The 21,947-nt window shown below is 68.4% G+C and carries 21 protein-coding genes; 19 read left to right on the plus strand and 2 right to left on the minus strand.

All coding sequences use genetic code 11. The features are described from left to right. Window positions 1–91: 91 nt before the first annotated feature. The 4 genes from ACG04R_RS02150 to ACG04R_RS02165 all read left to right on the plus strand — a co-directional run bounded on the left by ACG04R_RS02150 (window position 92) and on the right by ACG04R_RS02165 (window position 3,412). Window positions 92–667: a PAS domain-containing protein gene (locus tag ACG04R_RS02150; protein WP_394406088.1), complete on the plus strand. Its 576-nt coding sequence runs from the start codon at window positions 92–94 to the stop codon at window positions 665–667. A 38-nt stretch (window positions 668–705) separates the two neighbouring features. Next, window positions 706–1,206 (plus strand): YgjV family protein, encoded by a 501-nt coding sequence (locus ACG04R_RS02155; protein WP_394406090.1) that lies wholly within the window; start codon window positions 706–708, stop codon window positions 1,204–1,206. A 58-nt stretch (window positions 1,207–1,264) separates the two neighbouring features. Beyond that, window positions 1,265–2,056: a hypothetical protein gene (locus tag ACG04R_RS02160; protein ID WP_394406092.1), complete on the plus strand. Its 792-nt coding sequence runs from the start codon at window positions 1,265–1,267 to the stop codon at window positions 2,054–2,056. A gap of 258 nt (window positions 2,057–2,314) precedes the next feature. Further along, window positions 2,315–3,412, plus strand: coding sequence for an alpha-hydroxy-acid oxidizing protein (locus ACG04R_RS02165; protein WP_394406094.1), 1,098 nt, complete (start codon window positions 2,315–2,317; stop codon window positions 3,410–3,412). A gap of 4 nt (window positions 3,413–3,416) precedes the next feature. On the opposite strand, the gene ACG04R_RS02170 is transcribed toward ACG04R_RS02165, so the two are convergent. Continuing rightward, the gene (locus tag ACG04R_RS02170; RefSeq protein ID WP_394406096.1) at window positions 3,417–4,358 is read right to left on the minus strand and encodes an MBL fold metallo-hydrolase; all 942 of its coding nucleotides are present in this window, start codon (window positions 4,356–4,358) and stop codon (window positions 3,417–3,419) included. A 266-nt stretch (window positions 4,359–4,624) separates the two neighbouring features. Between ACG04R_RS02170 and ACG04R_RS02175 the strand changes: the two genes are divergently transcribed. The 15 genes from ACG04R_RS02175 to ACG04R_RS02245 all read left to right on the plus strand — a co-directional run bounded on the left by ACG04R_RS02175 (window position 4,625) and on the right by ACG04R_RS02245 (window position 21,042). Then, entirely contained in the window at window positions 4,625–6,814 is a 2,190-nt protein-coding gene (locus ACG04R_RS02175) for a TonB-dependent receptor (RefSeq protein ID WP_394406098.1), read from the plus strand. A 92-nt stretch (window positions 6,815–6,906) separates the two neighbouring features. Further along, on the plus strand, window positions 6,907–8,415 hold the full coding sequence (locus tag ACG04R_RS02180; protein ID WP_394406100.1) for a sigma-54 interaction domain-containing protein: 1,509 nt from the start codon (window positions 6,907–6,909) through the stop codon (window positions 8,413–8,415). After that, the gene (locus ACG04R_RS02185) at window positions 8,408–9,040 is read left to right on the plus strand and encodes a hypothetical protein (RefSeq protein WP_394406102.1); all 633 of its coding nucleotides are present in this window, start codon (window positions 8,408–8,410) and stop codon (window positions 9,038–9,040) included. Before ACG04R_RS02180 ends, ACG04R_RS02185 begins: the two co-directional genes overlap by 8 nt. Window positions 9,041–9,244: 204 nt before the next feature. Further along, window positions 9,245–10,447: a substrate-binding domain-containing protein gene (locus ACG04R_RS02190; protein WP_394406104.1), complete on the plus strand. Its 1,203-nt coding sequence runs from the start codon at window positions 9,245–9,247 to the stop codon at window positions 10,445–10,447. A gap of 13 nt (window positions 10,448–10,460) precedes the next feature. Continuing rightward, complete coding sequence (locus ACG04R_RS02195; protein WP_394406107.1) at window positions 10,461–11,204, plus strand: ABC transporter ATP-binding protein; 744 nt, start codon at window positions 10,461–10,463, stop codon at window positions 11,202–11,204. After that, a complete protein-coding gene (locus ACG04R_RS02200; RefSeq protein WP_394406109.1) occupies window positions 11,201–11,938 on the plus strand; it encodes an ABC transporter ATP-binding protein in 738 nt (245 codons plus the stop codon). The genes ACG04R_RS02195 and ACG04R_RS02200 overlap by 4 nt, the downstream gene beginning before the upstream one ends. Further along, window positions 11,935–12,606: a hypothetical protein gene (locus tag ACG04R_RS02205; protein WP_394406111.1), complete on the plus strand. Its 672-nt coding sequence runs from the start codon at window positions 11,935–11,937 to the stop codon at window positions 12,604–12,606. The genes ACG04R_RS02200 and ACG04R_RS02205 overlap by 4 nt, the downstream gene beginning before the upstream one ends. Further along, window positions 12,603–13,577, plus strand: a complete 975-nt coding sequence (locus ACG04R_RS02210) for a branched-chain amino acid ABC transporter permease (protein ID WP_394406113.1) — start codon at window positions 12,603–12,605, stop codon at window positions 13,575–13,577. The genes ACG04R_RS02205 and ACG04R_RS02210 overlap by 4 nt, the downstream gene beginning before the upstream one ends. After that, window positions 13,577–14,659, plus strand: coding sequence for a branched-chain amino acid ABC transporter permease (locus ACG04R_RS02215; RefSeq protein ID WP_394406116.1), 1,083 nt, complete (start codon window positions 13,577–13,579; stop codon window positions 14,657–14,659). Before ACG04R_RS02210 ends, ACG04R_RS02215 begins: the two co-directional genes overlap by 1 nt. Then, window positions 14,656–15,498, plus strand: coding sequence for an alpha/beta fold hydrolase (locus ACG04R_RS02220; protein ID WP_394406118.1), 843 nt, complete (start codon window positions 14,656–14,658; stop codon window positions 15,496–15,498). Before ACG04R_RS02215 ends, ACG04R_RS02220 begins: the two co-directional genes overlap by 4 nt. A 60-nt stretch (window positions 15,499–15,558) precedes the next feature. Next, a complete protein-coding gene (locus tag ACG04R_RS02225; RefSeq protein ID WP_394406120.1) occupies window positions 15,559–16,329 on the plus strand; it encodes an ABC transporter ATP-binding protein in 771 nt (256 codons plus the stop codon). Window positions 16,330–17,067: 738 nt separating this feature from the next. Further along, window positions 17,068–17,781: an ABC transporter ATP-binding protein gene (locus ACG04R_RS02230; protein ID WP_394406123.1), complete on the plus strand. Its 714-nt coding sequence runs from the start codon at window positions 17,068–17,070 to the stop codon at window positions 17,779–17,781. Window positions 17,782–17,805: 24 nt separating this feature from the next. After that, on the plus strand, window positions 17,806–19,002 hold the full coding sequence (locus tag ACG04R_RS02235; RefSeq protein ID WP_394406125.1) for an ABC transporter substrate-binding protein: 1,197 nt from the start codon (window positions 17,806–17,808) through the stop codon (window positions 19,000–19,002). Window positions 19,003–19,162: 160 nt separating this feature from the next. Continuing rightward, on the plus strand, window positions 19,163–20,050 hold the full coding sequence (locus tag ACG04R_RS02240; RefSeq protein ID WP_394406128.1) for a branched-chain amino acid ABC transporter permease: 888 nt from the start codon (window positions 19,163–19,165) through the stop codon (window positions 20,048–20,050). Then, window positions 20,047–21,042: a branched-chain amino acid ABC transporter permease gene (locus ACG04R_RS02245; RefSeq protein WP_394406130.1), complete on the plus strand. Its 996-nt coding sequence runs from the start codon at window positions 20,047–20,049 to the stop codon at window positions 21,040–21,042. Before ACG04R_RS02240 ends, ACG04R_RS02245 begins: the two co-directional genes overlap by 4 nt. On the opposite strand, the gene ACG04R_RS02250 is transcribed toward ACG04R_RS02245, so the two are convergent. Continuing rightward, window positions 20,963–21,886 (minus strand): DMT family transporter, encoded by a 924-nt coding sequence (locus tag ACG04R_RS02250; RefSeq protein WP_394406133.1) that lies wholly within the window; start codon window positions 21,884–21,886, stop codon window positions 20,963–20,965. The two genes, ACG04R_RS02245 and ACG04R_RS02250, sit on opposite strands and share 80 nt — an antisense overlap. Between the last annotated feature and the right edge of the window lie 61 nt (window positions 21,887–21,947).

Below are 21,947 nucleotides of genomic sequence, written 5' to 3' on the forward strand. Positions count from 1 at the left end.
GGCAGCGGATTGACGACGCTGTCGTGACGACTGCCACGCCGGCATACACCGCCCACCGCGGGCGGCCATGGCACACCCTCACAATCCCACCATGCAGAGGTGGCAGCAAACGGTGGGAACGCGTTGTCGGCAGGCCATGGACTCGGGCGAGCTGGGGGTCTGGGACCTGCGGCTGGATCTCGAGACCGTTCACTACTCGCCGCAATGGAAGCTGCGGCTCGGGTTTCCTGAACCCCACAGCGCCGACAGCACGCACTTCTGGCGCTGCCGGGTGCATCCGGGCGACCTGCCAGGCATGCTGACCGCGATCCGCGCCCACATCAGCGGCGACGCCCCCGACTACGAGGCGGGCTTCCGGCTGCGCAGCAACGGCTCGGGCTATCGCAGCGTCCACTCCCGCGGCCGCGCCATCGAGCGCGGTGCCGACGGGCGGGCGGTACGCATGATCGGCACGATGCTGGACCTGACCGAGCGCCCGCTCACACCGGCCGGCGGCCTGCCGGAAGGCCCCCGTGGCGGGATGGAGGGCTCGCCACTGGCACTGCCCTTCCACGTGCTGCTGAGCGGCGAACGGCCTGGAACGGAAGCCGAGCGCCATCGCGTGCTGGGCCTGGTGGACGATCTGCTGCAGGCGACGCTGGCGCAGCTGGAGGGCTTGCGCGCGTAGCCAGGACGCCGCCGGTTCACGCATCGACAATCCGGTCGATGTCCGCCTGGTATTCCCCCGCCCAACTCTTCGGCTACGTGGCCTTCGTCCTCGGTGTCGGCTGCTTCCTGCAGACCAACGACCGCCGCTTCAAGTGGTTCATGACCGGCGAATGCCTCGCCTACGTCGTCCACTTCTCGCTGCTGGGCAATCCGACAGCGGTCGCCAGCTCGCTGATCTCGATGACGCGCTCGCTGCTGTCGCTGCGCACACGGGCGAAGTGGGTGGCGGTGGCGGTCGTGTGCGCCAACGTCGGCTTCGGCCTCGCCATCGCGACCCAACCCAGCGACTGGCTGCCGCTGACGGCTTCGTGCCTGGGCACCATCGCGCTGTTCACGCTGGAAGGCGTGGCTATGCGGCTGCTGATGCTGTGCGGCACGGGCCTGTGGATCGCCAACAACGTCATCGTCGGCTCCATCGGCGGCACGGCGCTGGAGATCGTCATCGCGGCGATCAACCTGACGACGATCGCGCGCATGCTGCGCGCCCAGCCAGCCTGACGCGCGCCGGGTTCCATGCCCTCCGGCAGGGGGGCTGCGGCTTCCTAGACTGGCGCGCATGACACGCCACCCCTGGCCCCTCGCGGCCGCCCTGCTCCTGACCAGCACACTCGCCGCGCAGGCCGCCCCGGGCCGGGTGCTGCCGCTGCACCTGGACGGCGGCCTCGCATGGGTGGACGCCCGCATCGACGGCCGCGATGCGCGGCTGCTGATCGACTCCGGCGGCGCCGCCTCGCTGGCACTGCGTGCCGACTGGGGCCCGGCGGCCACAGGCGCCGCCGCGAGCGCGACGACCTCGCAGGACGCGCAGGGCCGGCAGCGGGTCAACGCCGTGCTGCAAGTAGGCGACGTGATGCTGGCCGGCCAGGCGCTCGTGCCGGCGCCCGCCGCACAGACCTGGGCCAAGGCCCGGCGGCCCGCCGGTGTCGACGGCTACCTGGGCTGGGGCTGGTTGCGCGAGCAACGCTGGGTGGTGGACTACCCGGCGCGGCAGTTGCACCTGCTGGGCGCCGACGAGCCGATGCCGGCCGGCTGCGGCGACGCGCCGCTGCCCTTCGAGCTGTTGGGCAGCCTGCCGGTGGTGCGGCTGCACGGCGCGGCGGGAGAACTGCTGACGCTCGGCCTGGACACCGGCGCGTCGCGCAACGTGATCCGCCCCGCACTGGCCGGCGCCGCCTCGGCGGGCCCGCTGCGCGCGGGGGAGCGGCCGATCGCGGCCGGCGGCTTCGCCACCGTGGCGCTGCAGGCGCCGGGGCTGGACGGCTTCCTGGGCCAGGACTTCTTCAGCCGCCACCGGGTCTGCGTGGACCCGGGCCGCCGGCAGCTGTGGGTGCAGCCGCTGGCGGAGTGACGGCCAGGCCGGGTCAGCGGTTGGTGGAGTCGTTCACCGACAGCCAGGTCCGTGAGGTCGCCCGGAAGACGACCTTCCGGCCCTGGCTCCCGGCGATGCCATTGCTCACGCCGGAGGGCCCGTCGCTTCGGCCCACGATGCCGCGCGGCACCCGCCGCTGAAACAAACGAAACCCGCTGCCTGGCGCACTGAAGCGCCGCTGCAACCACCGCCACCGACCATGCCTGAGGCCCGCTTTCGTGCCGAAGGACGTACCTCATGGATCTGCTGGACATCGACCGCCCTACCGACCACCTCAACGACCGCCCCACCGCGCTGGAACGCGCCCCGGACAAGCGCCGACGCGACCCGCTGCGCCTGGCGCTGGCCCCGGCCCATGAGGCGCGCGGCCTGTCCGGGCTGGATGGCGTGCACCTGATGCACGACGCGCTGCCGGAGCTGGATCTGGAAGACGTGAGCCTGGAGGCCCGGCTGTTCGGCCAGGCGGCACGCACACCCTTCTACGTGACCGGCCTGGCCACGGGCCGCACCGACGCCGCGACGCTGAACCGCCGGCTCGCCCGGGCCTGCGCCCGCCGCGGCTGGGCGATGGGCGTGGGCCTGCAGCGCCGCCCGGCATCCGGCCCTGACGAGCTGCCCGGCGCGGCCGACGCCTGGCAGCGCCTGCGCGACGCCGCGCCCGGGCTTGCACTGATCGTCAGCCTGGGCCTGAGCCAGGTCGCCTCGGCACCGCTGCCGCTGCTGCGACGCATGCTGCAGTCGACCGAAGCACAGGCGCTGGCGGTGCACCTGAACCCGTTGCAGGAATGCCTGCAGGCCGACGGCATGCCGCAGTTCCGCGGCGGGCTGGCGGCACTGCGCGAGACCTGCGCAGCCCTGGGCGTGCCGGTGGTGCTGAAGGAGTCGGGCTGCGGCTTCTCGCCACGCACGCTGGCCAGGCTGCAAGGCCTGGACCTGGGCGCGCTGGATGTCGGCGGCCTGGGTGGCACGCACTGGGGCCGCATCGAGGGCGCGCGCGCCGAGGAGGGCAGCTTGCCGGCGCTGGTGGCGGGGACGTTTGCAGACTGGGGCGAGTCGACCGTGGGCTCGGTGCGCGCGGCCACGCGGCTGCTGCCGGACGTGGAGTTGTGGGCCAGCGGCGGCGTCCGCTCGGGGCTGGACGCGGCCAAGCTGGTCGCGCTGGGCGCTGAACGCGTGGGCTACGCCAAGCCGGCGCTTCAGGCAGCGCTGTGGGGCGACGCGGCGCTGGACGACTGGATGGCGCGCCAGGAGCAGGAGCTGCGCATCGCGCTGTTCTGCAGCGGCGCGGCCACGCCCGCCGAGCTGCGCCGGCTGCATGCCGGCGCGCTGGCCTGAACGATCAACGGTTCGTCGAGTAGTTCACCGGCAGCCAGTCGTAGCCCTTGCCGTCCACGCGCAGCTTGCCGATGCCCGGGAACGACACGTGGGCTGCGGCCACGTAGTAGCCATCCTTGGCCGCGGCCGCGTAGGCCTGCTCGCGCGCAGGGCGGGCGGCCTTGGGGTCGGAGTCGAAGTTCACGGTCACCGACGGGTTCGGGAACTGCACGGCGGCCACATGCATCAGGTCGCCCCAGAACACGATCTTCTGGCCCTTGCTCTCGGCCACGTAGTTGCTGTGGCCGGGCGTGTGGCCGTAGGCGGGCACGGCCTTCACGCCGGGCACGATCTCCACGCCGTCCTTGCTGCCGTCGAAGGGCTTGAAGCGGCCGGCATCGGCGAAGCCCTTGACCAGCGCGGCGATGGCCTTGCCGCCGTCACCGCCCTTGGCCACCTGCTCGGGCGTCAGCCAGAAGTCGCTGTCGCGCTTGTCGATGCGCAGCTCCGCGTTCGGGAACACCGTGCTCGACGCACCGCCGATGTGATCGCCGTGCATGTGCGTGATGACGATCTCGTCGACCTGCTCCGGCGTGTAGCCCGATGCCTTCAGGTTGGCCAGCACGCGGCCGGCCGTGGGGCCGAACAGGCCGGCGGTGCCGGTGTCCACGAGGACGACCTTGCTGCCGGTGTTGATCAGGTAGGCATTGACCGACGTCTCCAGCGGCACGCCCAGGTAGGCGTGCTGCAGCGCGCGGATGGTCTTCTCGGCGGGTTGCTGCATCAGCTTGTCGACGGGCAGGTCGATGCTGCCGTCGGACAGCGCGGTGATCTCGAAGTCGCCCAGCTGCAGGCGATACCAGCCCGGCGCCTGCCCCTTGAGCTGCGGGCCGGCAGCGAGGGCCGAAGCACTCAGGCTGGAACCGATGGCGAGGGCAAGGAAGGCGGGCAACAGGCGTTTGAGCATCTCGGGTCTCCAACAAGGGGGGTGGGAAGCGACAAGCGCCGCAGCATAGCCACGGCCCGCCACCCCTGCAGCCCCCAGGGCTGCTGTCTGCCGGCTGGACAGCGGCGGCGGCGCCAGATGACTGGAATCCGGACAGTGTTCAGCCAGCGACAGGCTGTTTCGCGGGTCAACCCGCAAGGGTTTGCACCCGATCCGCCCCAGCCTGGGACGGGCATGGCTCTTGCGCAAAGGCGGCTGGCACCACAAAGACCACCAGGAGACAAGCCATGCCCCGACGCCTACCGGCGCCCTCGCGCCTGCATTTCGCCGTCCTCGCCGCCCTCGCCGCCGCGCTGCCCGCCGCCGCCCAGACCGCGCCGGGCAACGACACCGCGGTCCAGACGCTGGAGACCGTCAAGGTCACGGCGCGCAAGCGCGAGGAGTCGCTGCAGGACGTGCCCGTCGCCGTCACGGCGCTGACCGCCGAGCAGCTGGACAAGCTGGCCATCAAGGATCTGGGCGACCTGCAGGGCCAGGTGCCCAACCTGACCGTCTACGCCGCGCGCGGCAGCAACACGACGATCACGACCTTCATCCGCGGCGTGGGCCAGGCGGACCCGCTGTGGGGCGTGGACCCCGGCGTCGGCATCTACTTCGACGACGTCTACATCGCCCGCCCGCAGGGCGCGCTGCTGGACGTCTACGACGTGCAGCGCGTGGAGGTGCTGCGCGGCCCGCAGGGCACGCTGTACGGCAAGAACACGGTGGGCGGCGCGGTGAAGTACGTGTCCAAGCCGCTGCCGCAGCAGACCGAAGGCGCCGTGACGATGGCCATGGGCAGCTACGGCCAGGTCAACGCCAAGGGTGCGGTGGGCACGGCGGTGAACGACGGCCAGTTCCGCTTCCGCCTGGCCGGCGCCAGCCTGAACCACGACGGCTACGGCAAGAACCTGACCGACGGCAGCCCCGTGAGCGACCAGAACACCACCAGCGGCCGCTTCTCGGCCGGCTGGTTCCCGACCGGCTCGACCTTCAACGCGCAGGTGTCGGTGGACCGCACCATCGACGCGTCGCACATGCGCGGCTTCCAGCGGCTGAACGTGAACCCGTTCGACCCGGCCAAGACGCCCGCGACGACCGGCCGCTACGACATCGCCAGCGGCATGCCCAACGCCAACCGCACGAGCAGCGAGGGCGAATCGCTGACGCTGAACTGGGGCGTCAGCAGCGACTGGAGCCTGAAGTACATCCTGGCCCACCGCGCCTCCGACACGAACACGAGCATCGACTTCGACGGCCTGCCCAACAAGATCGCCGACGTGCGCGCCGAATACCACGACAGCTCGCAGAGCCACGAACTGCAGGCCATCTACGAGGGGCAGGACAGCTCGGGCGTCGTCGGCCTCTACTACTTCGACGGCCGCGCCGGCGGCACGGTGCGCAACAACTTCTTCAACCTCAGCTTCGGCACGACCAATGGCACCGTCTACACCGAGGGCAAGGCCTTGTTCGCCGACTGGAGCTGGCGCCTGACGCCAACGTTCTCGGTCAGCACCGGCCTGCGCTACACCGACGAGAGCAAGCGCGCCGTCGTGCTGAACCAGACCTTCGCGAACGACACGTTCAGCGGCACGCCGCTGACGACGCCGGCCAACTTCGACAACACGCGCGCTGTGAAGAACACGTCGCCGCGGCTGTCACTGGAATACAAGGCCAGCAAGGAGGTCAAGCTTTACACGACCGCGTCGCGCGGCTTCAAGAGCGGCGGCTACAACATCCGCGCCAACACGCTGGCCTTCCCGACGTCCGGCAAGCCGTTCGACGACGAGAAGCTGGACTCGCTGGAAGTGGGCGCCAAGATGGTCCTGGCCGACGGCCGGCTGGAACTGAACACCGCGCTGTTCCACAACAAGTACAAGAACGTGCAGTTGTCAGTGTTCACGAGCTACACGACGGCCAGCGGCCAGCCGGGCTTCTTCGGCGACTTCACCAACGCCGGCAAGGCGACGCTGAACGGCGGTGAGTTCGAGTTCCTGTGGATGCCCGCCACCGACTGGCGCATCAGCGGCCACGTGGCCTACCTCGACGCCAAGTACGACGAGTACATCGACCGCGGCGTCAACGTGGCCGACCAGAAGAAGTTCACCAACACGCCCAAGACACAGGTGGGCCTGAACATCGAGAACACGATGAAGCTGCCGGTGGGCCTGCTGCGCTCGCGGCTGGGCGCGACCTACCGCAGCAAGGTCTACCCGACGACGGACCTGTCCGAGTCGCTGGCGCAGAACGCCTACACGCTGGTCAACGCCGGCCTGATCTGGGAGAAGAGCGCCAAGCTGAGTTTCTTCCTGCAGGGCAGCAACCTGGCCGACAAGGCCTACAAGACCGACGGCTACAACATCGCCGCTCTAGGCGTGCTGAACGCCTACTACGGTCCACCGCGCACGGTGACAATCGGCGGCACCTACAAGTTCTGAACACGGTGAAGCCCAACGGCTTTGCGGGCGGCCCGGCGGGCCGCCCTTCCGCGCTTCAGGACGGCTGGCCGGCGCGGTACATTGCGCCGGCCATGCCACTGTCCAAATCCCAGACACCCGCACCGGCCACGGACATCCCCCAGGACGTCGACGGCCTGCTGCGCCTGGCCGCGCAGTCGATGTTCGACGTGCTGGCCCGCTCGACGGAAGGGATGATGGTCATCGACCGCGGGCACCGCGTCGTCTGGATCAGCGACGGCTACAAGCGCTTCCTGCCGGCGCTGGGCTTCAACGACGAGCACGAGTTCGTCGGCCGGCGTGTCGAGGACGTCGTGCCCAACACGCAGATGCTGCAGGTGCTGGAGACCGGCAAGCCGGTGCTGGTGGACCTGCTGACCAACAAGGCCGGCACCTTTCTCGTCAGCCGCCTGCCGCTGAGGAACGACGCGGGCGAGGTCATCGGCGCGCTGGGCCTGGTCCTGCTCGACCATCCCGAGACGACGATGCAGCCGCTGATCCAGAAGTTCGCGCGGCTGCAGCAGGAGCTGGAGGACACGAGGCGTCAGCTCGCCGCGCAGCGCCGGCCCAAGTACACAATCGCCAGCTTCATCGGCGCCAGCCCCGCGGCGCTGGAAGTGAAGCGCCAGGCCCGCCGCGTCGCGCAGACCGACTCGACGGTGTTGCTGCTGGGCGAGACCGGCACCGGCAAGGAGCTGCTGGCCCACGCCATCCACTCGGCGTCGCGCCGCGCGCACCGGCCGCTGGTGAGCGTCAACATCGCCGCCGTGCCCGAGACGCTGCTGGAGGCCGAGTTCTTCGGCGTCGCGCCAGGTGCCTACACGGGCGCCGACCGCAAGGGCCGCGACGGCAAGTTCAAGCTGGCCGACGGCGGCACGCTGTTCCTCGACGAGATCGGCGACATGCCGCTGGCGCTGCAGAGCAAGCTGCTGCGCGTGCTGCAGGAGCAGGAGGTGGAGCCGCTGGGGTCCAACACCGTCATGCGCGTGGACGTGCGCGTGATCGCCGCCACCAGCCGCGACCTGGCCGCGATGGTCGCGGCCGGCCAGTTCCGTGCCGACCTCTACTACCGGCTCAACGTGCTGCCCATCCGCGTGCCCGCGCTGCGCGAGCGGCTGGACGACATCGAGGCGCTGGCCGAGGCGCTGGGCGAGGACATCGCGCGCCGCAGCGGCATGCCGCAGAAGCTGCTCAGCCCCGACGCCATCGAATGGCTGATGCAGCAGCCCTGGCCCGGCAACATCCGCGAACTGCGCAACACGCTGGAGCAGGTCAGCCTGATGAGCGACGACATGCAGCTGACGGCACAGAGCTTCCAGGGCGGGTCGGCCGTGCAGGGGCTGGCACCGGCGGCGGCCGAAGCGCCGATGCCTGCGCCCGCAGCGCCCTCGCTGGCCACGGTGCAGGCCGTCGCGCCGCTGCCGGAGCTGATCGAGGCGCTGGAGCGCGACGCCATCGCCCGCGCGCTGCAGGCCACCGGCGGCAACCGCATGGCCGCGGCCCGGCTGCTGCAAATTTCGCGGGCGTCGTTGTACGAGCGTTTGGCGAGGTGGCCCGAACTGGAGAGGAGCGTCGATGGTTAATCGCATTTCACGATCCCTGGCATCCGTGCTGCTCTGCACGGCCGCGACGAGTGCCAGCGCCGCTTGCCCGGACACCGACAAGGTGAGCGTGTTCGCGAGCGCCTCCTTCGATGGCTTTCACCTCTACCACCTGCTCGGCCCACGGACGTATCGGCTCACCATTCCCGGCAAATCCTTCCGGACGGACACCCAACAGATTCCGGGCCATGTGCTGTACATGGTGGACGACAAGGTCGTTCAGTCCGAGCACGTGGAGCGCAGGTTCTTCGCATCGTTCGTTCGCGGCGACGGCGAGGTTGCGACGCTGGATGCCCAGGCGCGCTACGAGCAGAACTTCATCGGCAGCCAACTGCCCGATGCCAAGATCACGGAGCTCGGCACCCGCAACCGGACGTCCGGCGGCGACAGCAAACCCAAACTGTTCCGTCTGTGGAAGTACGAGGTGCCAGGCGTCGCCGGCGCTCGCACCTACTTCCTCAGCACACTGCTCGATGCGGACACCGTCATCATGGTGACGCTATGGGAGCCCGAGACTGAAGATCAGGCGCTGGAAGAGTTGCGGTTGATCGCCGGCTCTTTGCAGCCCGTGCCGGCCGAGCATTGCGACAAGGTGAAGTGGCCGTGAAGAAGTCGCCCGGCCCCTCTGATCGAAATCCAGGCAACGCCTGAAAGTCAGACACTCGCCCCGTCCCTAACGGCCAAAAACCTCGGGACAACCCGCACGAAAACCGCGTCTGGCGCCCCTTCCCCGCCGGGCACGGCCCTTGCAAAAAGGGGAGTTGAACGTCTGCCGACAGAGCAGACCGCTGAACTTCAGGAGACAAGCCCCATGCGCCTCACCACGCGCCGCTTTGCCCTCGCCGCCGCCACCCTCGCGGCAGTCGCCCTGCCCGGCCTCACCTTCGCCGCCGGCAGCGAGATCCGCATCGCCCACGTCTACAGCAAGACCGGCCCGCTGGAGGCCTACGGCAAGCAGACGCAGATCGGCTTCATGATGGGGCTGGACTACGCCACGGGCGGCACGATGACCGTGGCGGGCAAGAAGCTCGTCGTCATCGAGAAGGACGACCAGGGCAAGCCCGACGTGGGCAAGAGCCTGCTGGCCGCGGCCTACGGTGACGACAAGGCGGACATCGCCGTCGGCCCCACGTCCTCCGGCGTGGCGCTGGCCATGCTGCCGGTGGCCGAGGAATACAAGAAGATCCTGCTGGTGGAGCCCGCCGTCGCCGACTCCATCACCGGCGACAAGTGGAACAAGTACATCTTCCGCACCGGCCGCAACTCGTCGCAGGACGCGCTGGCCAATGCGGTGGCCTCCGACGTGGCGGGCCTGAGCATCGGCATCCTGGCGCAGGACTACGCCTTCGGCCGAGACGGCGTGAAGGCGTTCAAGGAAGCGCTGAAGAAGGCCAAGGTCGTCCACGAGGAATACCTGCCGACGCAGACGACCGACTTCACCGCCGGCATCCAGCGCCTCGTCGACGCGCTGAAGGACAAGCCCGGACCCAAGGTCATCGCCGTCGTGTGGGCGGGTGCGACGACGCCGTTCCCCGCGTTGGCCGCACAGGACCTGCAGAAGCGCTATGGCATCGCCGTCGGCTCGGGCGGCAACATCCTGCCGGCCATGGCAGCCTACAAGCAGTTCCCGGGCATGGAAGGCGCGACCTACTACTACTTCGGCATCCCGAAGAACCCGGTCAACGAGTGGCTGGTGTCCAACCACTACAAGCAGTTCAAACAGCCACCCGACTTCTTCACGGCCGGCGGCATGAGCGCGGCCATCGCGCTGGTCGAGGCGCTAAAGAAGACCGGTGGCGACGCGACGACGAACAAGCTCATCAAGACGATGGAAGGCATGAGCTTCGAGACGCCCAAGGGCAAGATGACTTTCCGCGCCGAGGACCACCAGGCGATGCAGTCGATGTACCACTTCAAGATCAAGGTGGACCCGGCCTTCCCATGGGGCGTGCCGGAGCTGGTGCGGGAGATCAAGCCCGAGGAAATGCAGGTCCCGATCCGCAACAAGCGTTGAACGCGGACGGCCCGTGCTCGAGACCAAGAACCTGACGATCCGCTTCGGCGGCCATGTAGCCGTCGACGGCGTGTCGTGCGCCTTCCAGCCCGGCACGCTGACGGCCATCGTCGGCCCCAACGGCGCCGGCAAGACGACCTACTTCAACCTGATCTCGGGCCAGTTGCCCGCGAGCAGCGGCGAGGTGTGGCTGGATGGCGAGAACCTCACCGGCCAGCCGGCGCCAGTGCGCACGCGGCGCGGCCTGGGCCGGGCCTTCCAGCTGACGCAGCTGTTCGCGCACCTGACGGTGCTGGAGAACGTGCGGCTGGCCGTGCAGGCAAGGCACGGCCTGGGGCTACGGATGCTGTCGGTGTGGCTGTCGCACCGGGAGCTGATCGACGAGGCGCGTTCGATCCTGGAGCGCGTGAGGTTGGCCTCACGCGCCGACGACCTGGCCGCCAGCCTGCCGCATGGCGACCAGCGCAAGCTGGAGGTGGCGATGCTGATCGCGCTGGACCCGAAGGTCTACCTGTTCGACGAGCCGACCGCCGGCATGAGCGTGGACGAGGTGCCGGTGGTGCTGGACCTGATCCGCGCGCTGAAGGCGGAGAAGAAGCACACGCTGCTGCTGGTGGAGCACAAGATGGACGTCGTGCGCGAGCTGGCCGACCGCATCATCGTGCTGCACCAGGGCAAGCTGGTGGCCGACGGCGACCCGGCGACGGTGATCGCCTCGCCGATCGTGCAAGAGGCTTATCTCGGGGTGGCAGCATGAGCCCGTTGCTGTCGCTGAAGGGCGTGCACACGCACGTCGGGGCGTATCACATCCTCCACGGCGTGGACCTCGACGTGCCCGCAGGCCAGGTGACCATGCTTCTCGGCCGCAACGGCGCCGGCAAGACCAGCACGCTGCGCACGCTGATGGGCCTGTGGACGGCGAGCAGCGGCACGGTGACCTTCAAGGGCCAGGACATCACCAAGCTCGCCACGCCCGACATCGCGTCGCACGGCATCGCCTACGTGCCCGAGACCATGGGCATCTTCGGCGAGTTGACGGTGGCGGAGAACCTGCTGTTGGCGGCGCGTTGCGCGAAGAAGCTGGCCGAGCTGGACACGACGCGGCTGGACTGGCTGTTCGGCTTCTTCCCGGCGCTGAAGACCTTCTGGTCGCATCCGGCCGGCAAGCTGTCGGGCGGGCAGAAGCAGATGCTGGCCATCGCCCGCGCGCTGATCGAGCCACGCGAGCTGCTGGTCATCGACGAGCCGAGCAAGGGGCTGGCGCCGGCCATCGTCGAGAACCTGATTGCGGCGCTGCGAGAGCTGAAGAAGACGTCGCAGACGACGGTGTTGCTGGTGGAGCAGAACTTCCGCGTCGCTGCGGAGTTGGGTGATTCGGTGGCCGTGATGGATGACGGAAGGATCGTGCATCGCGGGGCGATGGCCGAGTTGATTGCAGATGCGGAGTTGCAGCAGCGACTGCTTGGGTTGTCGTTGGGGGCGCATCAATGATCCGTCTCGACAAGCCTTCGGGCTCGCTACTTCTGGTGGGTGGCGCGTGTGGTGCCGGGAGTCCCGCCCGGCGGCGGGGTAACTTTGGCTTCGCCGAAACCTTCGGTTTTCTTCTGCGGGGCCAGAAGAAAGTCACCAAAGAAGAGGCCCTGAACCGCACTCGACCGCGACGCCGCGACGAGCGGCGCGCGAAAACATCCGTCGGGGATCACTCGACGAAGCGAACCGCTGCGCTCTCGCGTCTGACTTGTCACGCCGGCCAGCCATCGAACCTGTGGCCCGTCCGACGCGCGGCTGCACGCCGTGCTCATCAAAACAGCCCAATGCAGCGCCGCTCGGGCGGCGCGGCCGATCACCACGGCTCGTGCCGTCGCCCCAGCGACGCGGCAATTCCTGGTGAGCCCGGCGTGCAGCCGGCGTTAAGCGGCATGAAGGGCCGATGGATGGCGATCGTCATAAGGACAGCAGCGAGAGCGCAGCGGGTCGCGTCTTCCCGCAATGACGGTGTGCGTTTTCGCGCGCTGCCGATGGCGGTGCCGCGCTGGTGTGCGGTTCAGGGCCTCTTCTTTGGTGACTTTCTTCTGGCCCCGCAGAAGAAAGTTACCCCGCCGCCGGGCGGGACTCCCGGCAACCGCACTCGCCACCAACCAGAAGCAGTGAGCGCATGAAGCTCGACCCCAAACCACTGGCGCTGCTGGCAGCCATCGTGCTGCTCGCCCTGCCCCTGACCGGCAGCCCCAGCACCTGGCTCAACCTGACCCTCGCCGGCCTCGCCATGGGCCTCATCGTCTTCGTCATCGCCTCCGGCCTGACGCTGGTCTTCGGCCTGATGGACGTCCTCAACTTCGGCCACGGCGTGTTCATCGCGCTGGGCGCCTTCATGGCCACCACCGTGCTGGCCGCCCTGGCGCCTTGGGCGTCGAGCGCTGACGTGCTGCCCAACCTGGCAGCGCTGGCCGCCGCCTGCCTCGCCGGCATGGCCATTGCCGGCGCGGTGGGTGTCGTCTTTGAACGGGTGCTGGTCAGACCCGTCTACGGCCAGCACCTGAAGCAGATCCTCATCACGATGGGCGGCATGATCATCGGCGAGGAGTTGATCAAGGCCAGCTGGGGCCCGGCGCTGATCCCGCTGCCGCTGCCCACCACGCTGAACGGCATCTTCCTGGTCGGCGATGTGGCGGTCGAGAAGTTCCGCGTGCTGGCCATGCTCATCGGCATCGCCGTCCTCGTCGGGCTGCTGCTCGTGCTGAACCGCACCAAGATCGGCTTGCTGATCCGCGCCGGCGTGCAGGACCGCGAGATGGTCGAGGCGCTGGGTTATCGAATCAGGCGCCTCTTCGTCGGCGTGTTCGTCACCGGCTCGGCCCTCGCCGGCCTGGGCGGCGTGCTGTGGGGGCTCGTGCAGCAAGGCGTCACACCGCAGATCGGCGGACAGGTGAACCTGCTGCTGTTCATCGTCATCATCATCGGCGGGCTGGGTTCGACGCTGGGCTGCCTGGTGGGCGCGCTGCTGGTCGGGCTGGTGGCCAACTACGTCGGCTTCCTCGCGCCAAAGGCGGCGCTGTTCTCCAACATCGGGTTGATGGTCGCCATCCTGCTGTGGCGCCCGCAAGGCCTCTATCCGGTGGGAGCGAAGTGATGATCCGCACGCTGCTCTCCCACGACCTGCCGCGCAGCCGCCTGCTCGCGGCGCTGCTGGTGGCCTGCTTCGTCGGCCTGCTCGGTGCGCCGTTCATCTTCCCTGGCACGCAGGCGCTGAACGTCGCGGCCAAGATCCTCGTCTTCATCCTGCTCGTCGCCAGCTACGACCTGCTGCTGGGCTACACCGGCATCGTCAGCTTCGCGCACACGATGTTCGTCGGCATCGGCGCCTATGGCATCGCCATCGCGTCGACGCGGCTGGGGGCGGACTGGGCCTCGCTCGCCATCGGCTTCGCCGCGGCGCTGGCGCTGAGCGCCGTGCTCGCGCTGGCGATGGGCCTGGCCAGCCTGCGCGTGAAGGCGATCTTCTTCGCGATGATCACGCTGGCCGTCGCGTCGGCGTTCATGACGCTGTGCTCGCAGCTCAGCGACTTCACCGGCGGCGAGGACGGGCTGAACTTCCAGCTGCCCGAGGTGCTGCGTCCGTCGACGGAGTTCCTGGAAGAGCCGGTGTTGGGTGTCGCACTGGACGGCCGGTTGCTGACCTACTACCTGCTGTTCACTGCCGTCGCGACCTTGATCGCGCTGCTGCTGCGAATCGTCAACTCGCCGTTCGGCCGCGTGCTGCAGGCCATCCGCGAGAACGAGTTCCGCGCCGAGGCGATTGGCTACCGCACGGTCGTCTACCGCACCGGCGCCAACGTCGTCGCGGCCCTGCTGGCCTGCTGCGGCGGGGCGCTGATGGCGCTGTGGCTGCGCTACACGGGCCCGGAAACGGCCATGAGCATGGAGATCATGCTGGACCTGCTGCTCATCGTCGTCATTGGCGGCATGGGGTCCATCTACGGTGCCGTCATCGGCAGCGTGCTGTTCATCGTCGCGCAGAACTACCTGCAGGCACTGCTGAAGCTGGCGGGCTCGGCCGTCGAGGGCGTGCCGGTGCTGAACACGCTGGTGTCGCCCGACCGCTGGCTGCTGTGGCTGGGCCTGCTGTTCGTGCTGGCGGTCTACCACTTCCCCGGCGGCATCGTCGGGCGGCTGCGGCTGGCCGCCTGGACGCGAGGGAGAGCAAAACCATGAGATCTCGCTACGTCAACTGCCTGGGCCGTGAGCTCCATATCACCGAGTGGGGCGACCCGGCCGCGCCCCCAGTCATCGCCTGGCACGGCCTGGCGCGCAGCGGCCGCGACTTCGACGACTTCGCCGCCGCACTGGCCGCCCGCTGGCACGTCGTCTGCCCGGACACGCTGGGCCGCGGCCTGTCGCAGTGGGCCGTGGACCCCGGGCGCGAGTACTGCCTGGAGTTCTACGTCGAGCAGGCCGAGGCGCTGCTGGACCAGCTGGGCCTGCAGAAGGTGCACTGGGTCGGCACGTCGATGGGCGGCGCCATCGGCACGCTGGGCGCGGCAACGCAGCTGCGCGGCCGCATCAAGCGGCTCGTGCTGAACGACAACGGCCCCGAGCTGGCCGCGCCGGCGCTGGCCCGCATCAAGGCCTACGCCGGCCAGCCGCCCAGCTTCGCGACCGTCACCGAGCTGGAAGGCTATTTCCGCGAGATCTACGCGAGCTTTGGTCACCTGAGTGACACGCAGTGGCGTCATCTCACCGAGACCTCGCTGCGCCGCCTGCCCGATGGCCGCGTGACGACGCACTACGACCCCGCGATGGCTGACCAGTTCGACAATCACCCCGACGACTACTCGCTGTGGCAGGCCTGGGACCAGCTCGACCTGCCGGTGCTGTGCCTGCGCGGCGAGGACTCGACGCTGCTGACGGCGGAAACCGCCCAGGCCATGCGCGAACGCGGCCCGCGCGCGGCGGTCGCAGTCATTCCTGGCTGCGGCCATGCACCGGCGTTGAACACGCCGGAGCAGATCGGTTTGATCGAACGTTTCCTCTCCGCCGACCAAACCCCGTGAATGCCCGTAAGCCAGCGTCAGGGCTGAGGCCCTAGAGTCGCGCAGCAACCTCGGAAGTCCATGAGCGAAACCATCCTCGAGACCCAGGACCTGACCAAGGAGTTCAAAGGCTTCACGGCCGTGGACGCCGTGAACCTGCAGGTGCGGCGCGGCCACATCCACGCGCTGCTGGGCCCCAACGGCGCCGGCAAGACGACCTGCTTCAACCTGCTGACCAAGTTCCTCACGCCGACGCGTGGCCGCATCGTCTTCGCGGGCGTCGACATCACGGGCGAGACCTCGGCGCAGATCGCGCGGCGCGGGGTCATCCGGTCGTTCCAGATCTCGGCCGTGTTCCCGCACCTGACGGTGCTGGAGAACGTGCGCATCGGCCTGCAGCGCTTCACCGGCACGAGCTTTCATTTCTGGAAAGGCCTGACGGGGTTGAAGACGCTGGACGCCAAGGTGCTGGCACTGCTGGAGCTCGTCGACCTGCGCGACATGGCCCACCTGAAGGCCGGCGACCTGCCCTACGGCCGCAAGCGCGCGCTGGAGATCGCGACGACCATGGCGATGGAGCCGCAGCTGATGCTGCTGGACGAACCGACGCAGGGCATGGGGCACGAGGACGTGGATCGCGTCACTGCGTTGATCAAGCGGGTGGCGGAGGGGCGCACGGTGCTGATGGTGGAGCACAACATGAAGGTGGTCTCCAGCATCGCCGACCGCATCACCGTGCTGGCGCGTGGCGCGGTGCTGGCGGAGGGGGATTACGCGACGGTATCGAAGCATCCGGCGGTGTTGGAGGCTTACATGGGCACCGAGGCGACTGAGTTGGTGGGGGCGCATTGATGATGCTTGCTCGCTCGGTACTTCAAGTTGATGGCGAATGTCGTGCCGGGAGTCCCGCCCGGCGGCGGGGTAACTTTCTTCTGCGGGGCCAGAAGAAAGTCACCAAAGAAGAGGCCCTTGAACCGCACACGAGCACCAGGATGCCAGGAGCGGCGCGCGAAAACACTCGATCGTGTGACGCCACGATGCGACCCGCTTCTCTCTCGCATCTGACTTGTCACGAACGCGCCTCATCGACCCACCTGCCCGTCCGACGCGCGGCTGCACGCCGTGCTCACCAGAACGTCCGAATGCAGCGCCGCTCGGGCGGCGCGACGACCGGTGGCATCTTCGTAGGTTGGGGTGAGCCTGGCGAACCCCAACAGCCATTGCACCGCTCGACGTTGGGGTTCGCTACGCTCACCCCAACCTACCCGCCACAAACCGATGGAGCGTCGCCCCAGCGACGCGGTATTCCTGATGAGCCCGGCGTGCAGCCGGCGTTAAGCGGCATGAAGGGGCGATGGATGGCGCTCGTCACAGGGACAGCAGCGAGAGCGAAGCGGGTCGCGTCTTCCCAGAATGACAGTGCTTTTTTTCGCGCACCAGTCATGGGGGCACGCAGGTCGTGTGCGGTTCAGGGCCTCTTCTTTGGTGACTTTCTTCTGGCCCCGCAGAAGAAAGTTACCCGCCCGCCGGGGCGGACTCCCGGCACGGCACTCGCCACCAACCAAAAGCAACGAGCACGCTGACAAAGCCATGGCCACCCCAGCACTCGAAATCAGCAACCTCCACGCCTGGTACGGCGAAAGCCACATCCTGCACGGCATCAACCTGAGCGTGCAGCCGGGCCAGGTCGTCACGCTGCTGGGCCGCAACGGTGCCGGCCGCACGACGACGCTGCGCGCCATCATGGGCCTGACCGGCGCGCGCAAGGGCTCCATCAAGATCCACGGCGAAGAGACGATCAACCTCCAAACACATCGCATCGCCAACCTCGGCCTCGGCTACTGCCCCGAGGAGCGCGGCATCTTCGCGAGCCTGACGACCGAAGAGAACCTGCGCTTGCCACCACCGCTGAAAAGCCGGCGCGGCAAGGTGATGTCCGAGCAGGAGATCTACGCGATGTTCCCCAACCTCGCGGAGCGCCGCCACAGCCCCGGCACGCGGCTGTCCGGCGGCGAGCAGCAGATGCTGGCCGTCGCACGCATCCTGCGCACGGGGGCCGACATCCTCTTGCTGGACGAGATCAGCGAAGGACTCGCGCCCGTCATCGTCCAGGCCCTGGCCCGCATGATCCGCGCGCTCAAAAGCCAGGGCTTCACCATCGTCATGGTCGAGCAGAACTTCCGCTTCGCGGCACCGCTGGCCGACCACTTCATCGTCATCGAGCACGGCGAGGTCGTGCTCTCCTTCCCCGCAGCCGACCTGCCGGCCCACCAGGCCCAGATGGACGAGCTGCTCAGCGTCTAACCCGACACATCACTGGAGACAACCATGAAGAAGACCCTCATCGCCGCCACCCTCGCCGGCTGCGGCCTTGCAGCCCACGCGCAGATCTCCGGCGACGTCGTCAAGATCGGCTTCCTGACCGACATGTCCAGCGTCTACGCCGACATCGACGGCGCCGGCGGCGTGGAGGCCATCAAGATGGCCATCGCCGACATGAAGGGCATGGCCGCGGGCAAGAAGATCGAGTTCATCTTCGCGGACCACCAGAACAAGGCCGACATCGCGTCCGCCAAGGCGCGTGAGTGGTTCGACACGCAGGGCCTGGACCTGCTGGTGGGCGGCACCAACTCCGGCACCAACCTGGCCATGGCGACCATCGCCGCCGAGAAGAAGAAGCCCTTCATCGCCATCGGTGCCGGCTCAGCCCGCCTGACCAACGATGCCTGCACGCCGTACACGGTCCACTACGCCTATGACACCGTGGCGCTGGCCCGTGGCACGGTCAACCCGATGGTCAAGGGCGGCGGCAAGACCTGGTACTTCCTGACCGCCGACTATGCGTTCGGCGCGTCGCTGCAGGGCGATGCCACCGAGGTGATCCAGAAGGCCGGCGGCAAGGTGGTGGGCTCCGTCAAGCACCCGCTCAATGCCAGCGACTTCTCGTCCTTCCTGCTGCAGGCCCAGAGCAGCGGCGCGCAGATCCTGGGGCTGGCCAACGCGGGGGGCGACACCATCAACTCGATCAAGGCGGCCAACGAGTTCGGCATCGTCAAGACCATGAAGCTGGCCGGCCTGCTGATGTTCATCAACGACGTGCACTCGGTGGGCCTGAATGCCGCGCAAGGCATGTACGTGACCGACTCCTGGTACTGGAACCAGACGCCCGAAGCGCGCGCCTGGAGCCGCCGCTTCTTCGACAAGATGAAGCGCATGCCGTCGTCGCTGCAGGCAGCCGACTACTCGGCCGTGACGCAATACCTGAAGGCCGTGGACGCACTCAAGTCCGATGACGGCGACAAGGTCATGGCCAAGCTGAAGTCCACGCCCATCAACGACTTCTACGCCAAAGGCAACATCCGCAAGGAAGACGGCCGCTTCGTGCACGACATGTTCCTGATGCAGGTGAAGTCGCAGAAGGAATCGACCGAGCCGTGGGACTACTACAAGGTCGTCACCCGCATCCCGGGCGACGAGGCGTTCACGAAGCTGGCGGACAGCAAGTGCCCCTTGGTCAAGAAATAAGCGTGAGCCCCTCGCCCAGCCTCGCGCCGCTGAGCGCGCGCGTGTCTAGTCGATCCCCCGAGGGGACGCCGATCGATGCCGGCGCGGGCCGGCATCGACATCGGCCCTGGCCGCCCTTGGGAGCGGCCCGGCGGGCGTCCAGGATCTGAATGCAAATGCCATGACAGAAATCTTCGGTATTCCGCTGCCGGCCTTGCTCGGCCAGCTGCTGCTCGGCCTGGTGAACGGCTCGTTCTACGCGATGCTGTCGCTGGGCCTGGCCGTCATCTTCGGCATGCTCAACATCATCAACTTCGCCCATGGGGCGCTGTACATGATGGGGGCCTTCTTCGCCTGGATGGGGCTGGAATACCTGGGGCTGAACTACTGGTTCATGCTCGTCCTCGCGCCGTTCGCGGTGGGGCTGATCGGCATCGTCATCGAGCGCACGATGCTGAAGTGGCTCTACAAGCTGGACCACCTCTACGGCCTGCTGCTGACCTTCGGCCTCACCCTCGTCATCGAAGGCGTGTTCCGCTCGTTCTACGGCGTGTCCGGCCAGCCTTACCAGGTGCCCGACCAGCTCGCTGGCGCCACCAACCTCGGCTTCATGATCCTGCCCAACTACCGCGGCTGGGTCGTCGTCGCCTCGCTCGTGGTGTGCTTCGCGGTGTGGGCGCTGATCGAGAAGACGTCGCTGGGCGCCAAGCTGCGCGCCGGCACCGAGAACCCCAAGCTCGTGCAGGCCTTCGGCATCAACGTGCCGCGCATGGTGACGCTGACCTACGCCGGCGGCGTGGCGCTGGCGGCCTTCGCCGGCGTGCTGGCCGCGCCCATCCTGCAGGTGTCGGCGCTGATGGGCAGCAACCTCATCATCGTGGTGTTCGCCGTCGTCGTCATCGGCGGCATGGGCTCCATCCTCGGCTCCATCCTGACCGGCCTCGGGCTGGGCATCGTCGAGGGGCTGACCAAGGTCTTCTATCCCGAGGCGTCCAACACGGTCGTGTTCGTCGTCATGGCCATCGTGCTTCTGGTTCGCCCCGCGGGCCTCTTCGGCAAAGAGAAATGAACAAGAAGCTCATCGGCTACGCCGCCCTGTTCGCCGCCATCGCGATGCTGCCGGCGCTGGGGGTCTACCCCGTCTTCGTCATGAAGGTGCTCTGCTACGCGCTGTTCGCGTGCGCCTTCAACCTGCTCATCGGTTTCACGGGGCTGCTGTCCTTCGGGCACGCCGCCTTCCTCGGCACGGCCGGCTACGTCTGCGGCCATGTGCTGAAGGTCTGGGGCCTGCCGACGCCGGTCGGCCTGCTCGCCGGCATGGGCGGTGCGGCGGTCGTGGGCCTGGTGTTCGGCCTGCTGGCCATCCGGCGCTCGGGCATCTACTTCTCGATGATCACGCTGGCGCTGGCGCAGATGCTGTACTTCTACTTCCTGCAGGCGCCGTTCACCGGCGGGGAAGACGGCCTGCAGTCCGTGCCGCGCGGCCATTTCCTCGGCCTGGACCTGACCAGCGACCTGACGCTGTTCTACGTCGTGCTGGGCCTCTTCATCGCCGCCTTCTGGCTGATCTACCGCATCGTGCACTCGCCGTTCGGCCAGGTGCTCACCAGCATCCGCGAGAACGAGGCCCGCGCCACGTCGCTGGGCTACGACACGGCCCACTTCAAGCTGCTGGCCTTCGTGCTGTCCGCCGCGCTGGCAGGCCTGGCCGGCGCGACGAAGACGCTGGTGCTGGGTTTCGCGACGCTGACCGACGCGATCTGGACCACCTCCGGCATGGTCATCCTGATGACGCTGGTGGGTGGCATGGGCACGTTGGTGGGCCCGATGGTCGGCGCGCTGGTCATCATCGCGCTGGAGAACAAGATCGGCGACCTCGGCAACCTGCTGGCCGACCTGACCGGCATCGCCTGGTTCAACAACCTCGGCGAATCGGTCAGCCTCGTCACCGGGCTGATCTTCATCGTCTGCGTGCTGGCCTTCAGGCGCGGGCTGGTGGGCGAGACGGTGGCGCTGTGGGAGCGCTGGTCGGCGCCGGCGAAGAAGCGGCCCGCCGCCTGAACACGAGCACGTTGCCCGCCATGACGAGCGCCAGGCCCGCGAGTGCCGGTGCCGTCCACCGGTAGCCCTCCGCCCACGCCGACACGTTCAGCGCGACGACCGGGAACAGCACCGTGCTGTAGGCAGCACGCTCCGGGCCCAGCCGGCCCACCAGCGTCAGGTAGGCCGTGAAGCCGATGACCGAGCCCGGGATGGCCAGATACAGAAGCGCGCCGACGTAGCGCGCGCTCACGTCGAACACGAGCGGCACACCGGCCACGAGCGCGTAGCCCGTCAGGATGGCCGTGCCGACGGCCATGCCCCAGGCGTTGGTCTGCACCGGTTTGAGCCCCTGGCCCTGCAACGCCGCCGACAACAGGTTGCCCGTCGAGAAGCACAGCGTGCCGCCCAACGCCCAGGCCAGGCCTGCCGCCGTGGCGTGACCAGCGCTGATCTCCGGCCAGAACAGCAGCACCAGCCCGCTCAAGCCCAGCGCCCCGCCGGCCAGCACCTGCGGCGCAATGGCCCGCCCATGCACCACGCGCGCCAGCAACGCGTTCCAGAGCGCCGCGCTGGAGAACACGACCGCCACGAGGCCGCTGGCCACCGTCTGGCTGGCGTTCAGGAAGCAGACGAAGTTCAGGCAGAACAGGCACAGCCCCTGCGCCAGCACCCACATCAGCGCCTTGCCGCGCGGCACGACCAGTTGGCGCCGCCACAGCAGCCACGCGAACAGCACCAGCGCCGCCAGGCCGAAGCGGTAGGCGATGGACAGCGCGATCGGCACCACCCCCAGCTGCCACTTCAGCGCGATCCACGTCGTACCCCAGATCAGCACGACCAGCCCGTACAGAAAAGCATTCATGCCGCCATCGTGGCGCCACCGCCGCCGACGCGATTGCATATTCCTGCGCATCGTCGCCCCC

The organism is Pelomonas candidula (assembly GCF_043555985.1).
In the GTDB taxonomy this organism is placed as follows: Bacteria; Pseudomonadota; Gammaproteobacteria; order Burkholderiales; family Burkholderiaceae_C; genus Pelomonas; species Pelomonas candidula.